The organism is Micromonospora sp. HNM0581, assembly GCF_012726175.1.
GTDB lineage: Bacteria > Actinomycetota > Actinomycetes > Mycobacteriales > Micromonosporaceae > Micromonospora.
Genome location: NZ_JAASAD010000006.1, coordinates 17,596 through 37,354 on the forward strand (window position 1 = coordinate 17,596; position 19,759 = coordinate 37,354).

General features: G+C 69.7%; 16 protein-coding genes. 5 read left to right on the plus strand and 11 right to left on the minus strand.

The annotated features are described in order from the left end of the window. Nucleotide 1 precedes the first annotated feature (1 nt). The 5 genes from secD to ruvC all read right to left on the minus strand — a co-directional run bounded on the left by secD (nt 2) and on the right by ruvC (nt 4,831). The gene (gene secD / locus HCA58_RS09985) at nt 2-1,888 is read right to left on the minus strand and encodes a protein translocase subunit SecD (RefSeq protein ID WP_169597503.1); all 1,887 of its coding nucleotides are present in this window, start codon (nt 1,886-1,888) and stop codon (nt 2-4) included. A 278-nt stretch (nt 1,889-2,166) separates the two neighbouring features. Further along, the gene (gene yajC / locus HCA58_RS09990; protein ID WP_346775941.1) at nt 2,167-2,505 is read right to left on the minus strand and encodes a preprotein translocase subunit YajC; all 339 of its coding nucleotides are present in this window, start codon (nt 2,503-2,505) and stop codon (nt 2,167-2,169) included. Nucleotides 2,506-2,643: 138 nt separating this feature from the next. Beyond that, complete coding sequence (ruvB, locus tag HCA58_RS09995) at nt 2,644-3,708, minus strand: Holliday junction branch migration DNA helicase RuvB (protein ID WP_169597504.1); 1,065 nt, start codon at nt 3,706-3,708, stop codon at nt 2,644-2,646. Next, nucleotides 3,705-4,307, minus strand: a complete 603-nt coding sequence (gene ruvA / locus HCA58_RS10000) for a Holliday junction branch migration protein RuvA (protein WP_169597505.1) — start codon at nt 4,305-4,307, stop codon at nt 3,705-3,707. Before ruvA ends, ruvB begins: the two co-directional genes overlap by 4 nt. Next, complete coding sequence (gene ruvC / locus HCA58_RS10005; RefSeq protein WP_169597506.1) at nt 4,304-4,831, minus strand: crossover junction endodeoxyribonuclease RuvC; 528 nt, start codon at nt 4,829-4,831, stop codon at nt 4,304-4,306. The genes ruvA and ruvC overlap by 4 nt, the downstream gene beginning before the upstream one ends. Nucleotides 4,832-5,078: 247 nt before the next feature. Here ruvC and HCA58_RS10010 point away from each other — a divergent pair, with 247 nt between their 5' ends. Both HCA58_RS10010 and HCA58_RS10015 read left to right on the plus strand, forming a co-directional pair. Next, nucleotides 5,079-5,861 (plus strand): 3-hydroxybutyrate dehydrogenase, encoded by a 783-nt coding sequence (locus HCA58_RS10010; protein ID WP_169597507.1) that lies wholly within the window; start codon nt 5,079-5,081, stop codon nt 5,859-5,861. 17 nt (nt 5,862-5,878) lie between these two features. Beyond that, entirely contained in the window at nt 5,879-7,801 is a 1,923-nt protein-coding gene (locus HCA58_RS10015) for a helix-turn-helix domain-containing protein (RefSeq protein WP_169597508.1), read from the plus strand. 39 nt (nt 7,802-7,840) lie between these two features. On the opposite strand, the gene HCA58_RS10020 is transcribed toward HCA58_RS10015, so the two are convergent. Continuing rightward, nucleotides 7,841-8,455 (minus strand): transcriptional regulator, encoded by a 615-nt coding sequence (locus tag HCA58_RS10020; protein WP_346775942.1) that lies wholly within the window; start codon nt 8,453-8,455, stop codon nt 7,841-7,843. Between the two features lie 139 nt (nt 8,456-8,594). Here HCA58_RS10020 and HCA58_RS10025 point away from each other — a divergent pair, with 139 nt between their 5' ends. Further along, nucleotides 8,595-9,452: an SPFH domain-containing protein gene (locus tag HCA58_RS10025; protein ID WP_169597509.1), complete on the plus strand. Its 858-nt coding sequence runs from the start codon at nt 8,595-8,597 to the stop codon at nt 9,450-9,452. Nucleotides 9,453-9,468: 16 nt separating this feature from the next. On the opposite strand, the gene HCA58_RS10030 is transcribed toward HCA58_RS10025, so the two are convergent. Both HCA58_RS10030 and dnaE read right to left on the minus strand, forming a co-directional pair. Continuing rightward, nucleotides 9,469-10,506 (minus strand): aminotransferase class V-fold PLP-dependent enzyme, encoded by a 1,038-nt coding sequence (locus HCA58_RS10030; protein WP_169597510.1) that lies wholly within the window; start codon nt 10,504-10,506, stop codon nt 9,469-9,471. Nucleotides 10,507-10,680: 174 nt separating this feature from the next. Next, entirely contained in the window at nt 10,681-14,214 is a 3,534-nt protein-coding gene (gene dnaE, locus HCA58_RS10035; protein ID WP_169597511.1) for a DNA polymerase III subunit alpha, read from the minus strand. Between the two features lie 210 nt (nt 14,215-14,424). Between dnaE and HCA58_RS10040 the strand changes: the two genes are divergently transcribed. After that, nucleotides 14,425-15,021 carry a LemA family protein gene (locus tag HCA58_RS10040; protein WP_346775943.1) on the plus strand — a complete coding sequence of 199 codons (597 nt, stop codon included), beginning with the start codon at nt 14,425-14,427 and terminating at the stop codon, nt 15,019-15,021. 10 nt (nt 15,022-15,031) lie between these two features. After that, the gene (locus tag HCA58_RS10045) at nt 15,032-17,038 is read left to right on the plus strand and encodes a M48 family metallopeptidase (RefSeq protein WP_169597512.1); all 2,007 of its coding nucleotides are present in this window, start codon (nt 15,032-15,034) and stop codon (nt 17,036-17,038) included. Between the two features lie 91 nt (nt 17,039-17,129). Here the strand turns inward: HCA58_RS10045 and HCA58_RS10050 are convergent, their stop codons facing one another. The 3 genes from HCA58_RS10050 to pdxS all read right to left on the minus strand — a co-directional run bounded on the left by HCA58_RS10050 (nt 17,130) and on the right by pdxS (nt 19,695). Further along, complete coding sequence (locus HCA58_RS10050) at nt 17,130-17,879, minus strand: YebC/PmpR family DNA-binding transcriptional regulator (protein WP_169597513.1); 750 nt, start codon at nt 17,877-17,879, stop codon at nt 17,130-17,132. A gap of 263 nt (nt 17,880-18,142) precedes the next feature. Continuing rightward, entirely contained in the window at nt 18,143-18,748 is a 606-nt protein-coding gene (pdxT, locus tag HCA58_RS10055) for a pyridoxal 5'-phosphate synthase glutaminase subunit PdxT (protein ID WP_169597514.1), read from the minus strand. Nucleotides 18,749-18,777: 29 nt separating this feature from the next. Then, nucleotides 18,778-19,695, minus strand: a complete 918-nt coding sequence (gene pdxS / locus HCA58_RS10060) for a pyridoxal 5'-phosphate synthase lyase subunit PdxS (RefSeq protein ID WP_169597515.1) — start codon at nt 19,693-19,695, stop codon at nt 18,778-18,780. Between the last annotated feature and the right edge of the window lie 64 nt (nt 19,696-19,759).

The window sequence follows — 19,759 nt, forward strand, 5'->3', positions numbered from 1 at the left end:
CTCAGGCCTCCTTGGCACGCGGGTTGCGGGACGGGGCAGCCTGCTCCGACCTGGCCGGCAGTGCCCGGCCCAGGCCGCTGACCCGTGGGGACAGGAACGCCTTCGTGCGGGCGAACATCGTCATGATCGGGTGCCGGAAGAGGAAGACCACCAGCAGGTCCAGCACGGTGGCCAGCCCGAGGGCGAAGGCGAAGCCCTTCACCGTACCGACCGAGACGATGTAGAGCACCAGGGCCGACATGATCGTGATCGCGTTCGCGGAGATGATCGTCCGGCGGGCCCGGATCCAGGCCCGGGGCACCGCGCTACGCGGGCTACGCCCTTCCCGGATCTCGTCCTTGAGCCGTTCGAAGTAGATGACGAAGGAGTCCGCCGCCACACCGAGCGAGACGATGATGCCGGCGATGCCGGCGAGGGTGAGCGTGAAGCCGATCTGCCGGCCGAGCACCACCAGGGCACCGAAGAGCAGCAGCGCCGACAGGATCAGGCTCAGGAAGATCACCGAGCCGAGCAGGCGGTAGTAGAAGAACGAGTAGATGATGACCAGCAGCATGCCGATGCCGGCCGCCAGCAGACCGGCCCGCAGGTGGCTGGCGCCCAGGGTGGCGGTGACGTTCTGCTGCTCCTGCGCCTCGAAGGTCACCGGCAGGGCACCGTAGCTGAGGTAGCCGGCCAGCTCACTTGCCTCGGCGTTGCTGAAGTTGCCGGTGATCTGGGAGTTGCCCGTCAGCACGCCCTGAATCTGCGGCGACGAGATGATCTCATTGTCGAGCACCACGGCGACCCGGCACTTGCCCTCGTCACCGAGCGCGGACGCGTCGCACGCCTGCCCCTCGTTGTTGAACGCCTCGCGGGTCAACGCCGTCCACTTGTCCTGGCCCGAACCGGTGAAGTTGAGGCTGACCACCCACTGGCTGGTCTGGTCACGCACCGCGTTGGCGTCGGAGACGTCGGTGCCGAGCACCTTCGCCACGTCCAGCAGGTTCTTGGCGTACCCGCCCTCACAGGCGACGACCTGCTGCTCGGGGTCGGAGATGGACGCCGGCGGCCGGTCGTCGAGCTGGACGCAACTGATCGTCGGCACGTTGAACTGCAGCTGCGCCGGCAGTACCGCGACCTCGCGGCCGTCCAGCTCAGCGAACGGCTTGAGCTTGTCGGCGAGCGTCGGGTCGGCGCTCAGGTCCGCCGGAGCCTGCAACCCGCTCGCGGCGGCCCACGCCTCGGCGCCGACCTTCTGCTCGACGGCCCGGCGCTGCTCCTCGATGCTCTGCGGGACCTCTTCGTCCGCCGTCGGCGCCGGCGTGGGCGTCGGGGTCGCCGACGGGGTCGGGGCGCCACCCCCCTGACCGCCAGCCTCGGGCGAGGCGGAAGCTGCGGCGTCCGGGGTGGGGCTCGCAGTGCCCGACGGGGTGACCCCGGGGCTCGTGGAGCCGGACGGGGTCGCCGACGGGCTCTCGCTCGGCGCCGGCGACGGGATAGCGCCACTGCCGTCGGCGATCTGCAGCACCTTGCGGAAACGAAGTTCGGCGGCGCTGCCGACCTCGTTCAGCTCGCGGTTCTCGCCGGGCAGGGAGACGACGATGTTGCGGTCGCCCTCGGTGACCACCTCAGCCTCGGCCACGCCGTAAGCGTTGACCCGGCTCTCGATGATCTGGCGGGCCCGCTCCAGGTTCTCTGCGGTCGGGGCGCGGCCGTCAAGGGTGTTCGTGGCCTCCAGCGTGAGCCGCGTGCCGCCGACCAGGTCAAGACCGAGGCGGGGTTCGAGCCGGTCCTTCCAGCCACCGCTGGCGCCGCCCGAGAAGAACACCAGAAGATAGAGGACGACGAAGATCGCCCCGAGTACGGCCAACTGCCGTCCCGGGCGCATCTGTCCCTGAGGTGGTGCCACGGCTGTCCTGTCTCCCTGTGGTCACGCCGCCGCGGGCGCGACGGCGGGTCGGCCGACCCCGGCCGACGGTCTGCCTTTCGCCGACGCTCAGGGGAACGCCGCCGCCTCGGCGGTCGACGCGCCGCGTGGACCGGGTACGAGCCGGCGCGCCGGCTCCCGGCGTCGGCCTGCTATTCAATTGTCTCAATGCACAGTGCGCGGGATGATACCCGCTCGGGACACATCCGGACGCCCCGGCCGGGTTGTCAGGCGACCGGTGTTGCGCCCCGGACTCGACGTCAGTCCTTGACGGAGTCGGACTCCTCGGTAGACGACTCGACCGGGCGCTCGACCGGGGTGACCACCCGGGCGATCGCCGGCCGGGCGTAACGGGTCTGCACTCCGGGAGCGACCTCCAGCAGGACACTGTCGTCCTCGACACCGGTGACCGTGCCGTAGAGCCCGCCGATCGTGACCACCTCGTCGCCCACCGAGAGGTTGGCCTGCATCGATTCGGCCTCGCGGCGGCGCTTCTGCTGCGGACGGATCATCATGAAGTACATGACGCCGAAGAGCAGTGCGATCATGAGGATCGGCGTGAAGCCTCCCGCTCCGCCGCCTTCTGCTGCGTAGTGCACGGTTGTCGACCTTCCCATTGGCCGCCACAACGGCGCGTCGGCGCCGCAACGGAGGCGGATTCTAACGTCCTGTACAGACCGCGGCGAGTCTAGTCGCTCTGTCTGGGAACGCCGAATGCGGCACAGATCACGAACGGATCACGGCTCGCCGCCGTCCAGCGAGAACAGATCGGGCGCGGGAGGAGCTTCCGTGGCAAATGTACCATTCGGTGGCGTACGTCCCAGATGGCGCCAAGCGGCCCCGGTCGCCACCCGCCCCCGGGGCGTACGCGCCAACAACCCGGCCCGCACCAGGAACGGCTCGCAGACCTCCTCCACCGTGTCCGGCTGCTCCCCCACCGCAACGGCAAGCGTCGACAGGCCCACCGGCCCACCCCGGAACAAATCCACCAGGGCGGTCAGCACCGCCCGGTCGAGCCGGTCCAACCCGAGCGCATCCACGTCGTACACGGTCAACGCCGCCCGCGCGGTGTCGACGGTGACGACACCGTCGGCGCGTACCTCGGCGTAGTCCCTCACCCGACGCAACAGGCGGTTGGCGATCCGCGGCGTACCCCGGGACCGGCCGGCGATCTCCGTCGCCCCGTCGTCGGTGATCGGCACCCCGAGAATGCGCGCCGAGCGACGCAGCAGCTTCTCCAGATCCTCCGGCGAGTAGAAATCGAGATGGGCCACGAAACCGAACCGGTCCCGCATCGGACCGGTGAGCAGACCCGACCGGGTGGTCGCGCCGACCAGGGTGAAAGGCTCCACATCGAGCGGAATGGCGGTGGCGCCCGGACCCTTGCCCACCACCACGTCGACCCGGAAGTCCTCCATCGCGCTGTAGAGCAGTTCCTCCGCCGGCTTGGCGATCCGGTGAATCTCGTCGATGAAGAGCACGTCGCTCTCGGCCAGACTGGTCAGGATCGCCGCCAGATCCCCGGAACGTTCGATCGCCGGCCCGCTCGTAACCCGGATGCCGGCCCCCAACTCGGCGGCGACGATGTTGGCCAGGGTGGTCTTACCCAGGCCGGGCGGCCCGGACAGCAGAATGTGATCAGGTGGCGAGCCGCGCCGCATCGCACCCTGCAGCAGCAGGTCGAGCTGGTCCCGGACCCGGTGCTGGGCGATGAACTCGTCCAGCCGCTTCGGCCGGACGCTGACCTCCGCGTCCCGCTCCGCGTCGTCGACGTACGCCGAGACCAGGTTCTCGCTGCTCATCGGCTACGACCCAGCAGCCGGATGGCCTGCTTCAACAACACCGGCACCGGCGGGGTGGGGCCGTCGACCGTCTCGGCGACAGCCGCTACCGCCTGATCGGCCTGACCGGCCGTCCAGCCGAGCCCGACCAACGCCTGACGGACCTGGTCCGACCAGCTGCCACCGGTCGACCCGGCCGCACCGTCGGCGCCCACCGACACCGGGCCGATGCGGTCGCGCAACTCCAGCACCAGCCGCTCCGCACCCTTCTTCCCGATACCGGGCACCCGGGTCAGTGCCGCCGTGTCGGCGTTGGCGATGGCCTTGCGTACCGCGTCGGGGGTGTGCACGGCGAGCACCGCCTGCGCCAGCCGCGGACCGACCCCGCTGGCGGTCTGCAACAACTCGAACAGTGCCTTGGCGTCGTCGTCGGCGAAGCCGTAGAGGGTCAGCGAGTCCTCCCGGACGACCAGACTGGTGGCCAGCCGCGCCGGCTGACCGACCCGCAGGTCGGCGAGGGTGCCGGGGGCGCACTGCACGGCCAAACCGACCCCGCCGACCTCGACCACCGCGTGATCCGGCCCGGTGGCGGTCACCACGCCACGCACACTGGCGATCATCTCGCTCCTCCTCGTCTGACCCGGTCCGCCGCGGCGGCCAGTTTCGACCGGGTGCCGCCGCGCCACACGTGGCAGATGGCAAGCGCGAGGGCGTCCGCCGCGTCCGCCGGCCGGGGTGGTTCGGGCAGCCGCAGCAGGCGGGTCACCATCGCGGTCATCTGGGCCTTGTCCGCCTGGCCGGAGCCGGTCACCGCCGCCTTCACCTCGCTCGGGGTGTACGTCTGCACCGGCAGCCCGGCGCGTGCGCCGGCCAGCACCGCGACCCCGCTGGCCTGGGCGGTGCCCATCACCGTACGCACGTTGTGCTGGCTGAACACCCGCTCCACGGCCACACTGTCCGGTCGGTGTTCGGCGACCAGCTCGGTCAGTGAACGATCCAGGTGCAGCAGGCGGGTGGGCAGCTCGTCGGCCGGGTCGGTGTAGACGACGTAGTAGGCGACGAGCCGGCAAGGTCGTCCAGGCACCCCCTCGACCACGCCGACGCCGCAGCGGGTCAGCCCCGGGTCGACGCCGAGCACCCGCACCCCGCCCCCTTCCACCGCCAGCCAGTACGTGTGTTCGACACCCTACCGATGCTCCCGCCGGACCACGCCACAGGACACGCCGCCGCGGGACACGCCGATACGTCGGCACGTCGGCACGGTGTGCCGCGCGGCGACCCGCCCGGCGGGGTGCACCCGTCGGGATGTAGCTGACACCCACCCGGTCCGATGGGAGTATGTGCTGCCATCCCATGTGCGCTCGACCACACAGCTCGTAACTTCATGCGCCATGACGGCAGAACCGGTGGCGGTCCCCCACGTCGTGAACGTCGACCTGACCGGTCGTACCGCCCTCGTGACGGGCGGAGGCGGCGGCATCGGCCGAGCCTGCGCCCTGCGGTTGGCCGCAGCCGGCGCCATCGTCGTGGTGGTGGACCGCGACGTCGAGGCGGCCAAGCTGGTGGCCGCCGAGGCCGGCGGCCGGGCCGAGGGCATGGATCTCGCCGATCCGGCGGCGGTGGACGCGCTGGACGCCGACGTCGACATCGTGGTCAACAATGCCGGGCTGCAACACGTGGCACCGGTGCAGGAGTTTCCCGTCGAACGGTTCGATCACCTCCAGCGCGTGATGGTGCAGGCACCGTTCCTGCTGATCCGGCGGGCGCTACCGCACATGTACGCGCGCGGCTGGGGCCGGATCGTCAACATCTCCTCGGTGCACGGGCTCCGCGCGTCGCCGTACAAGGCGGCCTACGTCTCCGCCAAGCACGCCCTCGAAGGGCTGTCGAAGGTGGTGGCGCTGGAAGGGGCGGCGCACGGGGTGACGGCCAACTGCATCAACCCGGCGTACGTGCGTACCGCGCTGGTGGAGAGCCAGATCGCCGACCAGTCGAGCGCCCACGGCATCCCCGAGTCCGAGGTCATCGAAAAGATCATGCTGGCTCGCGCGGCGGTCAAGCGGCTGATCGAGCCCGAGGAGGTGGCAGAGCTGCTGGCGTACCTCTGTTCGCCGCCGGCCGGGTTCCTCACCGGCGCCTCGATCGCCCTCGACGGGGGTTGGACGGCGAACTGACGCCGACCACCAGCAGAATGTCGGTCATGTCGTCGCCGGTGGAGTTCCTGGAACTACTCGCCCGGGAGGCTGCCGCGGTCGAGTTCGAGGGGCCGCTGGTCGCCGCCCGGTCCGCCGGATCGTCCGCCGAACACCTCGCCGAGTTGGAGCAGGCCAAGACGGTGGCGTTGCGGGTACGGGCACTGCTGGAACGCCGTCGCCGCCGGGAGAGCGAACTGTCCGGCCTGTACGACACGGTGAGCGACCTGGCCGGGCTGCGCGACCTGGACGAGGTGTTGCGGGCGATCGTGCACCGGGCCCGGCACCTGCTCGGCGCGGACGTCGCCTACATGACGCTCGACGACGCCGAGCGCGGTGACACCTACATGCGGGTGACCGACGGCTCGGTCTCGGCCCGGTTCCAACGGCTGCGGCTGCCCATGGGTGCCGGGCTCGGCGGCCTGGTGGCCCAGTCCGGCGCCCCGTACGTCACCGCGAACTACCCGGAGGACGAGCGTTTCCACCACACCCGGGAGATCGACGCCGGGGTGGGCGAGGAAGGGCTGGTGGCGATCCTCGGGGTACCGCTGCGGCTCGGTCCGACCAGCATCGGCGTGCTCTACGCGGCCAACCGCTCGGCCCGACCGTTCGCCCGCGAGGAGGTGGCGCTGCTGCTCTCGCTGGCGGCCCACGCCGCGGTGGCGATCGACACCGCGCGGCTGCTGGCCGAGACCCGCTCGGCGCTTGCGGAGCTGTCTTCGGCGAACACCACCATCCGGGCACACAGCAGTTCGGTGGAACGGGCCGCTGCGGCGCACGACCGGATGACCGCGCTGGTGCTGCGCGGCGGCGGGGTGGAGGACGTGGCCGCGGCGGTCACCGACGTGCTCGGTGGCGCGCTGCTGGCGCTGGACGCCGAAGGGCGACGGCTGGCCCAGGTCGGTGAGATGGACGAGCCGGAGCGGACGGAGATCGGGGAGGCGGTCGCGGCGTCGCGAACCGAGCAACGCAGCGTACGCCGCGGCAGGTTGTGGTACGCCGCGGTGGTGGCGGGCGCGGAGAATCTGGGCGTGCTGGTGCTGCGTCCCGATGGTGAGCCGACCGACGCCGACCAGCGGATCCTGGAACGGGCGGCGCTGGCGACCGCCCTGCTGCTGCTCTTCCGGCGTACCGTCGCCGAGGCGGAGGGACGGGTCCGGGGCGAGCTGCTCGACGATCTGATCGCCCGGCCCCTGCGCGACACCGACGCGCTGCGGGTCCGGGCGCGGCGGCTGGGCGTGGACCTGGACGCCCCGCACGTGCTGGTGGCCGTCGGGGACGACGCCATCGCCGCGACCGGCTCCGCCCGGCAGCGGGTGCTCTCCTGGGCCACCACGTACGCCTCGACCCGGGGCGGGCTGGCCGCGGCCCGGGACGGCCGGGTGGCGCTGATGCTGCCCGGTCAGGACGCGGGTGGCAGCGCCCGGGCGGTGGCCCGGGACCTGGCCCGCATCACCGGTCGACCGGTCACCGCCGGGGCGAGCGGCCCGGCGACCGACCCGGCGTCGCTGGCCGCCGCCTTCCGGGAGGCGGACCGTTGCCTCACCGCGCTCGGCGCGCTGGGCCGGGCCGGGCAGGGGGCGAGCAGCGCCGAGCTGGGCTTCGTCGGGCTGCTGCTGGGGGCCGTCGACAACGGTGGAGATGACACCGACGTGACCCGGTTCCTCACCGCGACCATCGGGCCGGTGATCGAGTACGACGCCCGGCGGGGCACCGCGTTGGTGCGGACCCTGGAGGCGTACTTCGGGGTGGGTGGCGGCCTGGCCCGGGCCGCCGAACAGCTGCACGTACACGTCAACACGGTCACGCAGCGTTTGGAACGAGTCGGACAGTTGCTCGGTGCCGACTGGCAGCGACCCGAACGGGCCCTCGAGGTGCAGTTGGCCCTGCGTCTGCACCGGCTGCGCGCCCCTGGCGGCTGACCGGACAGACCGCTCCGCTCAGCCGCTGGGGTGGAGGCTTCACAGCTGCGCGAGGGCGGCCGACAGCGTGCTGAGCCGGGTCACGGGTCGGGTCAGCGGCTCGACCCAGCCGGGCCCGGCGCCGTACACCCGGATCGTCGGGAAGTCGCGGGCGAAGCGGCCGATGCGGTACGACCGACCGGTGACCGGTGACTGGGACCAGATCACGACGGTGTGCGGCCGGGCCCGGTGAACGGCGCTGGTCAACGCCGGCCACGGCAGTGCCGGCCCGACCAGCAGACAGTCCCGGCCGCGCTCACGCAACGCGGCAGCGAGGGCATGCAGTCCGAGGCAGTGTTCCTCCCGCTCGGCTCCGGCCAGCAGCACCCCGCCGTCGGCGGGCAGGCCGACACCCGGCAACCGGCGGAACACGTCGAGACCGACCTGGACGCCTCCGGACAGGGTGTGCTCGACGGCGATCCCGACAGGGGTGGGCCCGTACGACGCCGTGAGTACCGGCACGCAGACGTCGTCCCAGGCTCGTGCCACTCCCCACTCCCCAGCCAGTTCGAGAACCAGCGCGGTGATCCGGCTGCCGTCGAGTTCCTCGGCCGCGGCGGTCAGGCGTTTGCGTGCGACCTGCACGACCTCAGCCGGCATCGGTATCCCAGACACCAGATTTCCTCCCAGTGGACAGGTCTCCACCGGGAATTCGTCGTCGAGCCCCGCCACGGATGCGCTCGTCACGACCCTTGACCCGGACCGCTACGTTGATGATCAACTCAGCGAGGTCGTTTCTCGGAAAGGTAACGCCATGCCCTTCGGCTTCATCCTGGCCATCGTCGCCGCGATCGTCGCGGTCGTCGCCGTCGCCATCACCCTGTTCAGTCCCCAACGTCAGATACGCCAGATCGGCGTGCTGACGGCGGTCGGCGCCCTGGCCGGAACAGCGATCCTCACCGTCGCGTCGAGCGCCCACTCGGTACCGATCCGTTCAGTGGGCATCGTCACCAGCTTCGGCAAACCGACAGGTGAGGTCACCGGCTCCGGCCTCAAATGGGTCACCCCGTGGCAGCGGGTCGGCGAGTGGGACGCCGGGCGGCAGAAATACGACCACATCGGCAACCAGCACTGCGTACGGGTGCGTACCGGCACCCTCGCGGACGCGTGCGTGGAGGTGCTCGTCGAATGGCAGGTACGGCCCGAGAACGCCCCGCAGCAGTTCATGGACTACAAAGGTGACTTCGAGAGCTTCCGGGGACAACGGGTAGGCGTCCAACTCGACAGCGCGGTCAACGACGCCTTCGCCACCTACAACCCGCTGGAGCGCATCGACTCGAAGACCGGCAACCTGAACGTCGACCTCAAGCCCTTCTCGGCGAGCATCAAGTCGAACGCCGAGGGACGGCTGACCGACGACGTCGAGATCCTCTCGGTCACCATCACCCGGGTCAACCACGACGACAAGACCGAGGGGAACATCAAGGCGTTCCAGGACAAGCTCGCGCAGACCCGCAATCTCGAACAGGACCGCCTCAACGCAGAGATCCAGAAACAGGTCACCGAGACCAACGCGACGGTGGACAAGGTGACCCGCTGCCTGGAGATCGCGGACAAGCACGGCAGTTCGCCGGGACTGTGCATCAACCCGGGCATCGTCACCGGCAAGTAGTCGCCGGGCGGCGCGGTCAGGAGGTGAGTGCGTCGAGGGCCAGGTCCACGTCCTCGGTGGTGGAGTAGAGGTGGAACGAGGCCCGCACCCGACCGGCCCGCACCGCCGCGCGTACCCCGGCGCGTTCCAGCTTCTCCTGGGCACCGGGCACCTCGACGGTGACGATCGCGCTGTGCCCGGAAGGCTGCCCCAGGCCGGCGAGGAACCGGTTGGCAAGCGCCACGTCGTGTGCCCGCACCTGCTCGACGCCGACATCCAACAGCAGTTCCAGCGCGGGGGCGGCGCCCACCCAGCTGAACCAGGCAGGTGAGAGGTCGAACCGGCGGGCGTCGTCGGCCAGCCGCAGCGGCGGTCCGTAGTAGGAGGCGTGCGGATCGCGACCCGCGTACCAGCCGGCGGCGTCGGGACGCAGCCGGCCCCGCAGCTCGGGCGCCAGGTAGGCGAAGGCGGTGCCCCGGGGCGCCATCAGCCACTTGTAGCCGCCGGTCACCACGACGTCCGCGCGGGACCCGTCGAACGGCAGCCAGCCGCACGCCTGAGTGGCGTCCACCACGACGAGCGCACCGTGCGTCCGGGCCGCCGCGACGATCTCGTCGTACGCGGCGACCGCGCCGTCGGCGGACTGCACCAGACTGAACGCCACCACATCGGTGTCAGCGTCGATCGCGACGACCAACTCGTCCTGCGGTACGGTGCGCACCTCGACGCCCCGTTCGGTCTGCACCAGCCAGGGAAACAGGTTCGAGGTGAACTCGGCCTCCGGCACCAGCACTCTGGCCCCGGTGGGTAGCGCGGCGGCCACCGGCGCCAGCAACTGGGAGACGGTGGCACCGACCGTCACGTCGGCGACCGGCACCTCGACAAGGTGGGCGAAGGCCGCCCGGCACCTGTCGGTCGAGGCGCTCCAGTCCTCCCACGCGCCCCGCCCCACCCGCCACGCGGCCAGCGCGTCCTGCAACGCGTCCCAGGCCGGGTCGGGCGGCAACCCGTAACTGGCGGTGTTCAGCCAGCCCGGCTGCGGTTGCCACAACTTCTGCGCCTGTTCCAGATCCACACGCCGACGCTAGCCGTCCCACCACCAACCCGTCAGTGCCACTCCCGCCCTGGTGGCCCCCGCTCGTCGCCCCGCCCTCCTCGCCGATCATGCAGTTGCAGCCCTGCACGGAGCCGACTCTCGGGGGCACAGCAACCACCACGACTGCATGATCGACGCGAGAGGGGTGGGGTGTCAGGTGACGTTGGCGGGCCCCAGGACGGTTTTCAGGTCGGCCATGAGGGCAGTGGTGGCGGCCACCCGGACCGGGCTCAGGCGGAGGGTGGTGGTGCGGGTGCCGTTGAGGAGTTTGACGTGCACTTCGGCGTCGCCGGGGTGCAGCACCAGGGTCTCCTTGAGGCGTTCCACCAGTGGCGGGGTGCAGCGGGTCACCGGGATGGTGAGGGTGACCGGCTTGTTCGCCGTGCTGGTGCTGACATCCGGCAGGGACATGTCCATCGCCATGATGCGCGGAGTGTCGTCACGTCGGTCCACCCGGCCCTTGACCACCACGATCGCGTCTTCGGCGATGTACTGCCCGATCACCTCGTAGGTGTTCGGGAAGAACAGCGTCTCCACCCCGCCGGCCAGGTCCTCCAGGGTGGCCGAGGCCCACGCCCGACCCTGCTTGGTGACCCGACGCTGCACGCCGGAGAGGATGCCGGCGAGGGTGACCACCGCACCGTCGGCGACGGTGCCCTCCTCGGACAGGGCGGCGATGGTGGTGTCGGCCGCCGCGCTGAGGATGTGCTCCAGACCGAACAGCGGATGGTCGGAGACATACAGGCCGAGCATCTCACGTTCGAAGGCGAGCTTGTCCCGTTTGTCCCACTCCCCGTCGCTGATCGTCGGCATGACCGTGGTGTTCGTCGCCACTTCGGCGTCGCCGAAGCCCGCACCGAACAGGTCGTACTGCCCCACCGCCTCCTTACGTTTGACGTCGGCGTACGCGTCGATAGCGTCGGCGTGCACGGCGAGCAGCCCCTTGCGGGGGTGCTTCAACGAGTCGAACGCCCCCGCCTTGATCAAGGATTCGATGGTCTTCTTGTTGCAGACCACCGCGTCCACCTTGGACAGGAAATCGTAGAAGTCGGCGTAGTCGCCCTTCTCCTCGCGGCAGCGCATGATCGCGGAGACCACGTTCGCGCCGACGTTACGGATCGCACCGAGGCCGAAGCGAATCTCCCGGCCGACCGGGGTGAACGGGCCGGCCGAGGTGTTCACGTCCGGCGGCAGCACCTGGATGCCCATCCGCCGGCACTCCGACAGGTACATGGCCATCTTGTCCTTGTCGTCACCGACCGAGGTCAGCAACGCCGCCATGTACTCGGCCGGATAGTTGGCCTTGAGATAACCCGTCCAGTAGGACACCAGGCCGTAGCCGGCGGTGTGCGCCTTGTTGAAGGCGTAGTCGGCGAACGGGACGAGGATGTCCCACAGGGTCTTGATGGCCTCGTCGGAGTAGCCGTTGCTCTTCATCCCGTCGCGGAACGGAATGAACTCCTTGTCGAGGACCTCCTTCTTCTTCTTGCCCATCGCCCGCCGCAGCAGGTCGGCCTTGCCGAGGCTGTACCCGGCGAGGACCTGGGCGGCGCGCTGCACCTGCTCCTGGTAGACGATCAGACCGTAGGTCGGGCCGAGGATCTCCTCCAGCGGCTCCGCCAGCTCCGGGTGGATCGGGGTGATCTCCTGGAGACCGTTTTTGCGCAGCGCGTAGTTGGTGTGCGAGTTGGCACCCATCGGACCTGGCCGGTAAAGCGCCAGGACGGCGGAGATGTCCTCGAAGTTGTCCGGCTTCATCAGCCGCAGCAGCGACCGCATCGGGCCACCGTCGAGCTGGAACACCCCGAGAGTGTCGCCCCGGGCCAGCAGCTCGTACGTCGGCTTGTCGTCCAGCGGCAGCTTGAGCAGGTCCACGTTGCGGCCGTGGTTGAGCTCGATGTTCTTCAACGCGTCGTCGATGATGGTCAGGTTGCGCAGACCGAGGAAGTCCATCTTCAACAGCCCGAGCGACTCACACGTCGGGTAGTCGAACTGGGTGATGATCGCCCCGTCGGCGTCGCGCCGCATCAGCGGGATGTGCTCGATGATCGGCTCGGCGGACATGATGACCCCGGCGGCGTGCACCCCGGTCTGCCGGATCAGCCCCTCGATGCCCTTGGCGGTGTCGATCACCTTCCGGACGTCCGGGTCTGACTCGTACAGCCCCCGGATCTCGCCGGCCTCGGCGTAGCGCGGATGCTTCGGATCGAAGATGCCGGTGAGCGGGATGTCCTTGCCCATCACCGCCGGTGGCATCGCCTTGGTGATCCGGTCACCCACCGCGTACGGGTAGCCGAGCACCCGGGCCGAGTCCTTGATCGCAGCCTTCGCCTTGATGGTGCCGAAGGTGGCGATCTGCGCGACCTTGTCCTCACCCCACTTGTCGGTGACGTACTTGATCACCTCACCGCGCCGACGCTCGTCGAAGTCGATGTCGACGTCCGGCATGGAGACCCGCTCGGGATTGAGGAACCGCTCGAAGATCAGCCCGTGCGGAATCGGGTCCAGGTCGGTGATGCCCAGCGCGTAGGCGACGAGGGAGCCGGCTGCGGAACCACGGCCCGGACCGACGGCGATGCCCTGCGCCTTCGCCCACTGGATGAAGTCGGCGACCACGAGGAAGTACGACGGGAAGCCCATCTGGATGATGACACCCAGCTCGTACTCGGCCTGCACGACGTGCCCCTCGGGGATGCCCTCCGGGTAGCGCCGGGCCAGGCCGGCGAAGGTCTCCTTGCGGAACCAGGACTCCTCGGTCTCCCCCTCCGGTACCGGGAAACGCGGCATCAGGTTGTGGAACTCGAACATTCCGGTCGGGTCGACCCGCTCCGCCACCAGCAGGGTGTTACGGCAACCCTCCAACCAGGGATCGGAGTGGTCCACGCCGCGCATCTCCTCGGCGGACTTGATGTAGTAGCCGCTGCCGCCGAACTTGAACCTGTTCGGGTCGGCCACGTTACTGCCGGTCTGCACGCAGAGCAGCACGTCGTGTGCCTCCGACTGCGCTTCGTGCGTGTAGTGCGAGTCGTTGGTGACCACCGGCGGGATGTTCAGCTTGCGGCCGATCTCCAACAGCCCGTCGCGGACCCGCTTCTCGATGTCCAGCCCGTGGTCCATCAACTCCAGGAAGTAGTTCTCCCGGCCGAAGATCTCCTGGTACTTCGCGGCGGCTTCGAGGGCCTGAGCGTCGTGCCCGAGCCGTAGCCGGGTCTGCACCTCCCCGGACGGGCAGCCGGTGGTGGCCATCAGACCGTCGGCGTACTCGGCGAGAAGTTCGGTGTCCATCCGCGGCCACTTGACGAAGTAGCCCTCGGTGTACGACCGCGACGTGAGTGCGAACAGATTGTGCAGGCCGGTCTTGTTACGCGCCCAGATCGTCTTGTGGGTGTATCCACCGCTACCCGAGACGTCGTCGCTCTTCTGCTCCGGGCGGCCCCAGCGCACCCGAGACTTGTGGAACCGCGACTCCGGCGCCACGTACGCCTCGATGCCCAGAATCGGGGTCACCCCGGCGGCCATCGCCTGCTTGTAGAAGTCGTTCGCGCCGTGCATGTTGCCGTGGTCGGTCATCGCCACCGCCGGCATCCCCTGCCGCTTGACCTCGGCGAAAAGGTCCTTCAGCCGGGCCGCCCCGTCGAGCATCGAGTACTCCGTGTGCACGTGCAGATGCGCGAACGATTCGCCCATACGGGGCCCCCGAGTCAAATGATCGAATTGGTCGGCGACAACCCTAACCCCGCCGTCGCCGGCCACTCCAGCGCGCCGCGCGGGGCACTCGACACGCGTCGGCGAGACACCCGGACCGCGGCTTCGGTCGACACGGTGAGCGGGAGCGGGCCCGGACCAGCGAACGTACGATGATCAGCGGAAGTACCAACACACACCGAGGGAGCGGCCGTGGAATTGATCATCGGACTGGTGTGCCTGGTGTTGATCGTCGTGGCGTTCCTCGGCTTCGGCGTGTCGATCTACAACGGGCTGGTCCGGGCCCGCAACGCGTACCGCAACGCCTTCGCCCAGATCGACGTGCAACTCGTCCGGCGGCACGACCTGATCCCCAACCTGGTCGAAACCGCCAAGGGCTACCTCAAACACGAGAGGGAAACCCTCGAAGCGGTGATCAACGCCCGCAACGTCGCCGTCAACGCGCAGGCCACCGCCGCCGCGACCCCCGGCGATCCGGCTGCGATGCAGCAGCTCAGCGGCGCGGAGAACGCACTGACCGCGAGCCTGGGCCGGCTGTTCGCACTCTCCGAGGCGTACCCGGACCTCAAAGCCAACCAGAACATGATGCAACTGTCGGAAGAGTTGACCTCCACGGAGAACCGGGTGGCCTTCGCCCGCCAGGCGTACAACGACGCGGTGATGGCCTACAACAACAAGCGCGAGGTCTTCCCCGCCAGCATGGTCGCGGGAACGTTCTCGTTCGGCCCGGCGGAGCTGTTCCAGCCGGACGACCCGCAGCAGCGCCAGGCGCCGCAGGTCTCGTTCTGAGCAGGCGCCGATGAACTTCTTCGAACGGCAGCGCCAGGTGCGCCGACTGTCGACCCGGCTGGTGCTGCTGTTCGTACTGGCCGTCGCCGGCATCGTGGTGGTGGTGAACCTCGCAGCCTTGTTCGCCTTCAACGCCACCGCCGACGATCCCGGCCAGCTCGGCGGGTTCGTCGCCGTGGTCACCGTCGCCACCCTCACCGCGATCGGGCTGGCCGCCCTGGTCCGTACGCTCGCGTTACGCGGCGGCGGTGGGAAGGTGGCCCGCGAGCTGGGCGGGGTGCCCGTGCCAGCGAACACCACCGATCCGGAGCTGCGCCGGCTACGCAACGTCGTCGAGGAGATGGCACTGGCCTCCGGCGTACCCGTTCCCGAGGTGTACGTGCTGCCGGAGGAGACGGCGATCAACGCTTTCGCCGCCGGATGGACCCCGTCTGACGCCGCCGTCGCCGTCACCCGGGGCGCGTTGCAGCGACTCAACCGCGACGAACTCCAAGGGGTCATCGCCCACGAGTTCAGCCACGTCGTCAACGGCGACATGCGGCTCAACATCCGGCTGATGGGCCTGCTGTTCGGCATCCTCTTCCTGACCGTGATCGGCCGCGGGCTGGCCCGCGCCGGAGTCATCGGTGGCGGCCGGTCACGCGGTGACAACAGCGGCGGCAGCGCTGCCCCGCTGGCGCTCGTGGGCCTGGCCCTGCTGGTTGCCGGCTACGTCGGAGTTCTCGCCGGGCGGCTGATCCAGGCATCGGTTTCCCGGCAGCGGGAGTTCCTCGCCGACGCCTCAGCGGTGCAGTACACCCGCCAGACCCGCGGCATCGCCGGCGCGCTGAAGAAGATCGGGGGTCTCACCGACGGCTCCGAACTACGATCGGCCAAACGCGACGAAGTGGGGCACATGCTCTTCGGCGAGGCCGCCCGCACCTCGTGGTTCGCCACCCATCCCCCGCTGGCCGACCGGATCAAGGCACTGGAGCCGTCGTTCGACCCGACCGAGCTGCACCAGCTGTCCCGCAAGTGGGCGGCGGCCCCACCGTCAGGCCGGCAGGAGGACATCGCCCTCGGCCTGGCCCCGGCCCGGTCGACGGGCCGCGCGGGCCCGACGAACCAACCGGACGTGGCGGGCCGGACGGATCGGGCAGGCCGGGATCCGCAGGCTCGACACGGGTCAGCGGCACGCGGCGAGCAGGTGCGCGTCGCGCCTGACGACGTGTTGGCTCAAGTCGCCGCCCCCACGGCGAGCGCCTACGCCCACGCCGCCGCGATCCTCGACCGGATTCCGGACCCGCTCCTCGAACAGGCCCGTAGTCGAGAGGCGGCCGTACCGCTGCTCCTCGGGCTGCTGCTCAGCGCCGAGCCGGAGGCCCGGCAACACCAGTACGCCGCAGTGGCCCAGCGGCATGGCCAGCAACTGGCCGACAGCGCGCGGCGCGCAGCCGAAGACCTGGGTGATCTCACCGCCGAGCTGCGGTTGCCCCTGGCCGAACTGGCCTTCCCGGCGCTCCGTGAGCGTCCGGACACCGAGCTGGAAGCACTGCTGGCAGCGGTCTTCACATTGATCCGAGCCGACGGCGCGATCAACGTGACCGAGTACTGCCTGTCCCGACTGCTGCTCGCCGGGCTGGAGGAGTCACTACGGCCGGACTCACGCTGGCGTACCGACCGGCGCAGACTCACCGACGCGCGCTCTGCCGCCGCCGCGTTGCTGGCTGTCCTCGCCTCGGTCGGGCACCCTGACCACACCGAGGCGGAACGGGCTTACCGGTCCGGCGTCGACACGCTGCTACCGGGGACACCTCTGCCGTACGCACCTCCGGAGAACGGTGTGCTCGCCCTGGAGACCGCCTGGCCGGTCCTCGACGGGTTACGGCCGACCGACAAGGAACAGCTGGTGGCGGCCACGGTCGCGGTGATCAGCCACGACGGGATGATGACCGTGGCCGAGATCGAGTTGCTGCGGACGATCTGCGGACTCCTGCACTGCCCGCTGCCGCCCATGGTCGGCCACGGCACCCACTGACCGACCGGGCGGCGGACTGCACGGGGGGTGCATGCTGCCCAGGGTGAGCACCGAGACCTCCACCAGCCGATGGGCGGTCGCGCGCTTCTTGTCAGCCGACGACGGCCATGACCTCGTCCGACACGTCGAAGTTCGCGTAGACGTTCTGCACGTCGTCGCTGTCCTCCAGCACGTCGATCAGCTTGAAGATCTTGCGCGCACCCTCCTCGTCGAGCGGCACGGTGACGCTCGGCACCAGGGAGGACTCGGCCGACTCGTACTCGATGCCGGCGTCCTGCAAGGCGGCCCGCACGGCCACCAGGTCACCCGGCTCGGAGACCACCTCGAACGCCTCGCCCAGGTCGTTGACCTCCTCGGCACCGGCGTCGAGGACAGCGAGCATCACGTCGTCCTCGGTGGTGCCGGCCTTCGGCACGATCACGACGCCCTTGCGGGAGAACATGTACGACACCGAGCCGGCGTCGGCGAAGGAACCGCCGTTACGGGTCAGGGCGGTGCGTACCTCGGTGGCGGCGCGGTTTCGGTTGTCGGTCAGGCACTCGATGAGCAACGCGACACCGTTCGGGCCGTACCCCTCGTACATGATCGTCTGGTAGTCCGCGCCTCCGGCCTCCAGACCCGAGCCGCGCTTGACCGCCCGGTCGATGTTGTCGTTGGGGACCGAGTTCTTCTTGGCCTTCTGGATCGCGTCGAACAGGGTCGGGTTACCGGCCGGATCACCGCCGCCGGTACGCGCCGCGACCTCCACGTTCTTGATCAGCTTGGCGAACATCTTGCCCCGCTTGGCGTCGATGACCGCCTTCTTGTGCTTGGTCGTCGCCCACTTTGAGTGGCCGGACATCTGTTACCTCCGTTGCTACCCGCCGTCTGCATCGACCGCACCGAGCGCCCCGCTCCGCACCGGCGCACACGGTGGTGCCGGTCAGCTCTGGTGGAAGCTGAGGCGGCCAGATGGCCCTGCCCGAATCTCGACAATCCTACCGGCGTGCGGCAGCTGGTCGTCACCCGCCGCACGTCACCCGTCGACACGCCTTCCCGATGCCCACAAAACGGACGAATTCCCTGGTGCGGGTCAGAGCGGAGGTACGGCCCGCACATCGCCGGTCACCTGGCGGCACGGGCCAGATCCACGAAGTAGGCGTGCAGCCGAGGATCGCCGGTTAGTTCCGGGTGGAAGGAGGTGGCCAGCAGGTTGCGCTGCCGTACGGCGACGATCCGGCCGGTAGCCGGTCCATCGGAAACCCTACCGAGGACCTCCACGTCCTCGCCGACCGACTCGACCCAGGGCGCACGGATGAAGACCGCGTGCAGCGGCCCACCGGGGATGTCGGAGATCTCCACCAACGCCTCGAACGAGTCGACCTGCCGGCCGAACGCGTTGCGGCGGACGGTCATCGCGATGCCGTCGAAGCCACGCTGGTCCGGTCGACCGCCGAGCACCTCCGCAGCCAGCATGATCATCCCGGCGCAGGAACCGTAGACCGGCATCCCGTCCGCGATCCGCTTGTCGATCGGGCCACGCAGCTCGAAAATGTCGACGAGCTTGCTGATCGTGGTGGACTCCCCACCCGGGATGACCAGGCCGTCGACCGCGTCCAGCTCGGCCGGACGGCGTACCGGACGGGCCTGTGCGCCCACCGCGGTCAGGGCCGTGACGTGCTCACGGACGTCACCCTGCAGGGCGAGGACACCGATCACAGGTGCTGGCACGTGCGCTCCTCACCCCTCCTGCTCGCACCTCACCAGCCGCGGTCGGCGAGGCGGTGCGGAACGGGAATGTCGTCGACGTTGATGCCGACCATCGCCTCGCCGAGGCCCCGGGACACCTCGGCCAGCACATCCGGGTCGTCGTGGAAGGTGGTCGCCTTGACGATCGCGGCGGCCCGCTGGGCGGGATTGCCGGATTTGAAGATGCCGGAGCCGACGAAGACGCCCTCGGCGCCGAGCTGCATCATCATCGCCGCGTCGGCCGGGGTGGCGATGCCACCGGCGGTGAAGAGCACCACAGGCAGCTTGCCGGTCTCGGCGATCTCCTTGACCAGTTCGTACGGTGCCTGCAACTCCTTCGCCGCGACGAACAACTCGTCGACGGGCAGGGACGTCAGCCGGCGGATCTCCTGACGGATCTTCCGCATGTGGGTGGTGGCGTTGGAGACGTCGCCGGTACCAGCCTCACCCTTGGAACGGATCATCGCGGCGCCCTCGGTGATCCGGCGCAGCGCCTCGCCCAGGTTCGTCGCACCACAGACGAACGGCACCGTGAACGCCCACTTGTCGATGTGGTTGGCGTAGTCGGCCGGGGTGAGAACCTCGGACTCGTCGACATAGTCGACACCGAGGGACTGAAGGATCCGCGCCTCGACGAAGTGGCCGATGCGGGCCTTGGCCATCACCGGGATGGAGACCGCGTCGATGATGCCGTCGATCATGTCGGGGTCGCTCATCCGGGACACCCCGCCCTGAGCTCGGATGTCCGCGGGCACCCGTTCCAACGCCATCACCGCGACCGCACCGGCATCCTCGGCGATCTTGGCCTGCTCGGGGGTGACCACGTCCATGATCACCCCGCCCTTGAGCATCTCGGCCATGCCGCGCTTCACGCGCGCAGTGCCGACGACCTGGGCGGCACCGGCGTTCGGGGAAGTCGTCTCGGACACGTCGTCGCTCCTCAGGCGTCCTCGGGAGGTGGCAGCGCAGATGCTACGCCCGCCCCCGACGCCA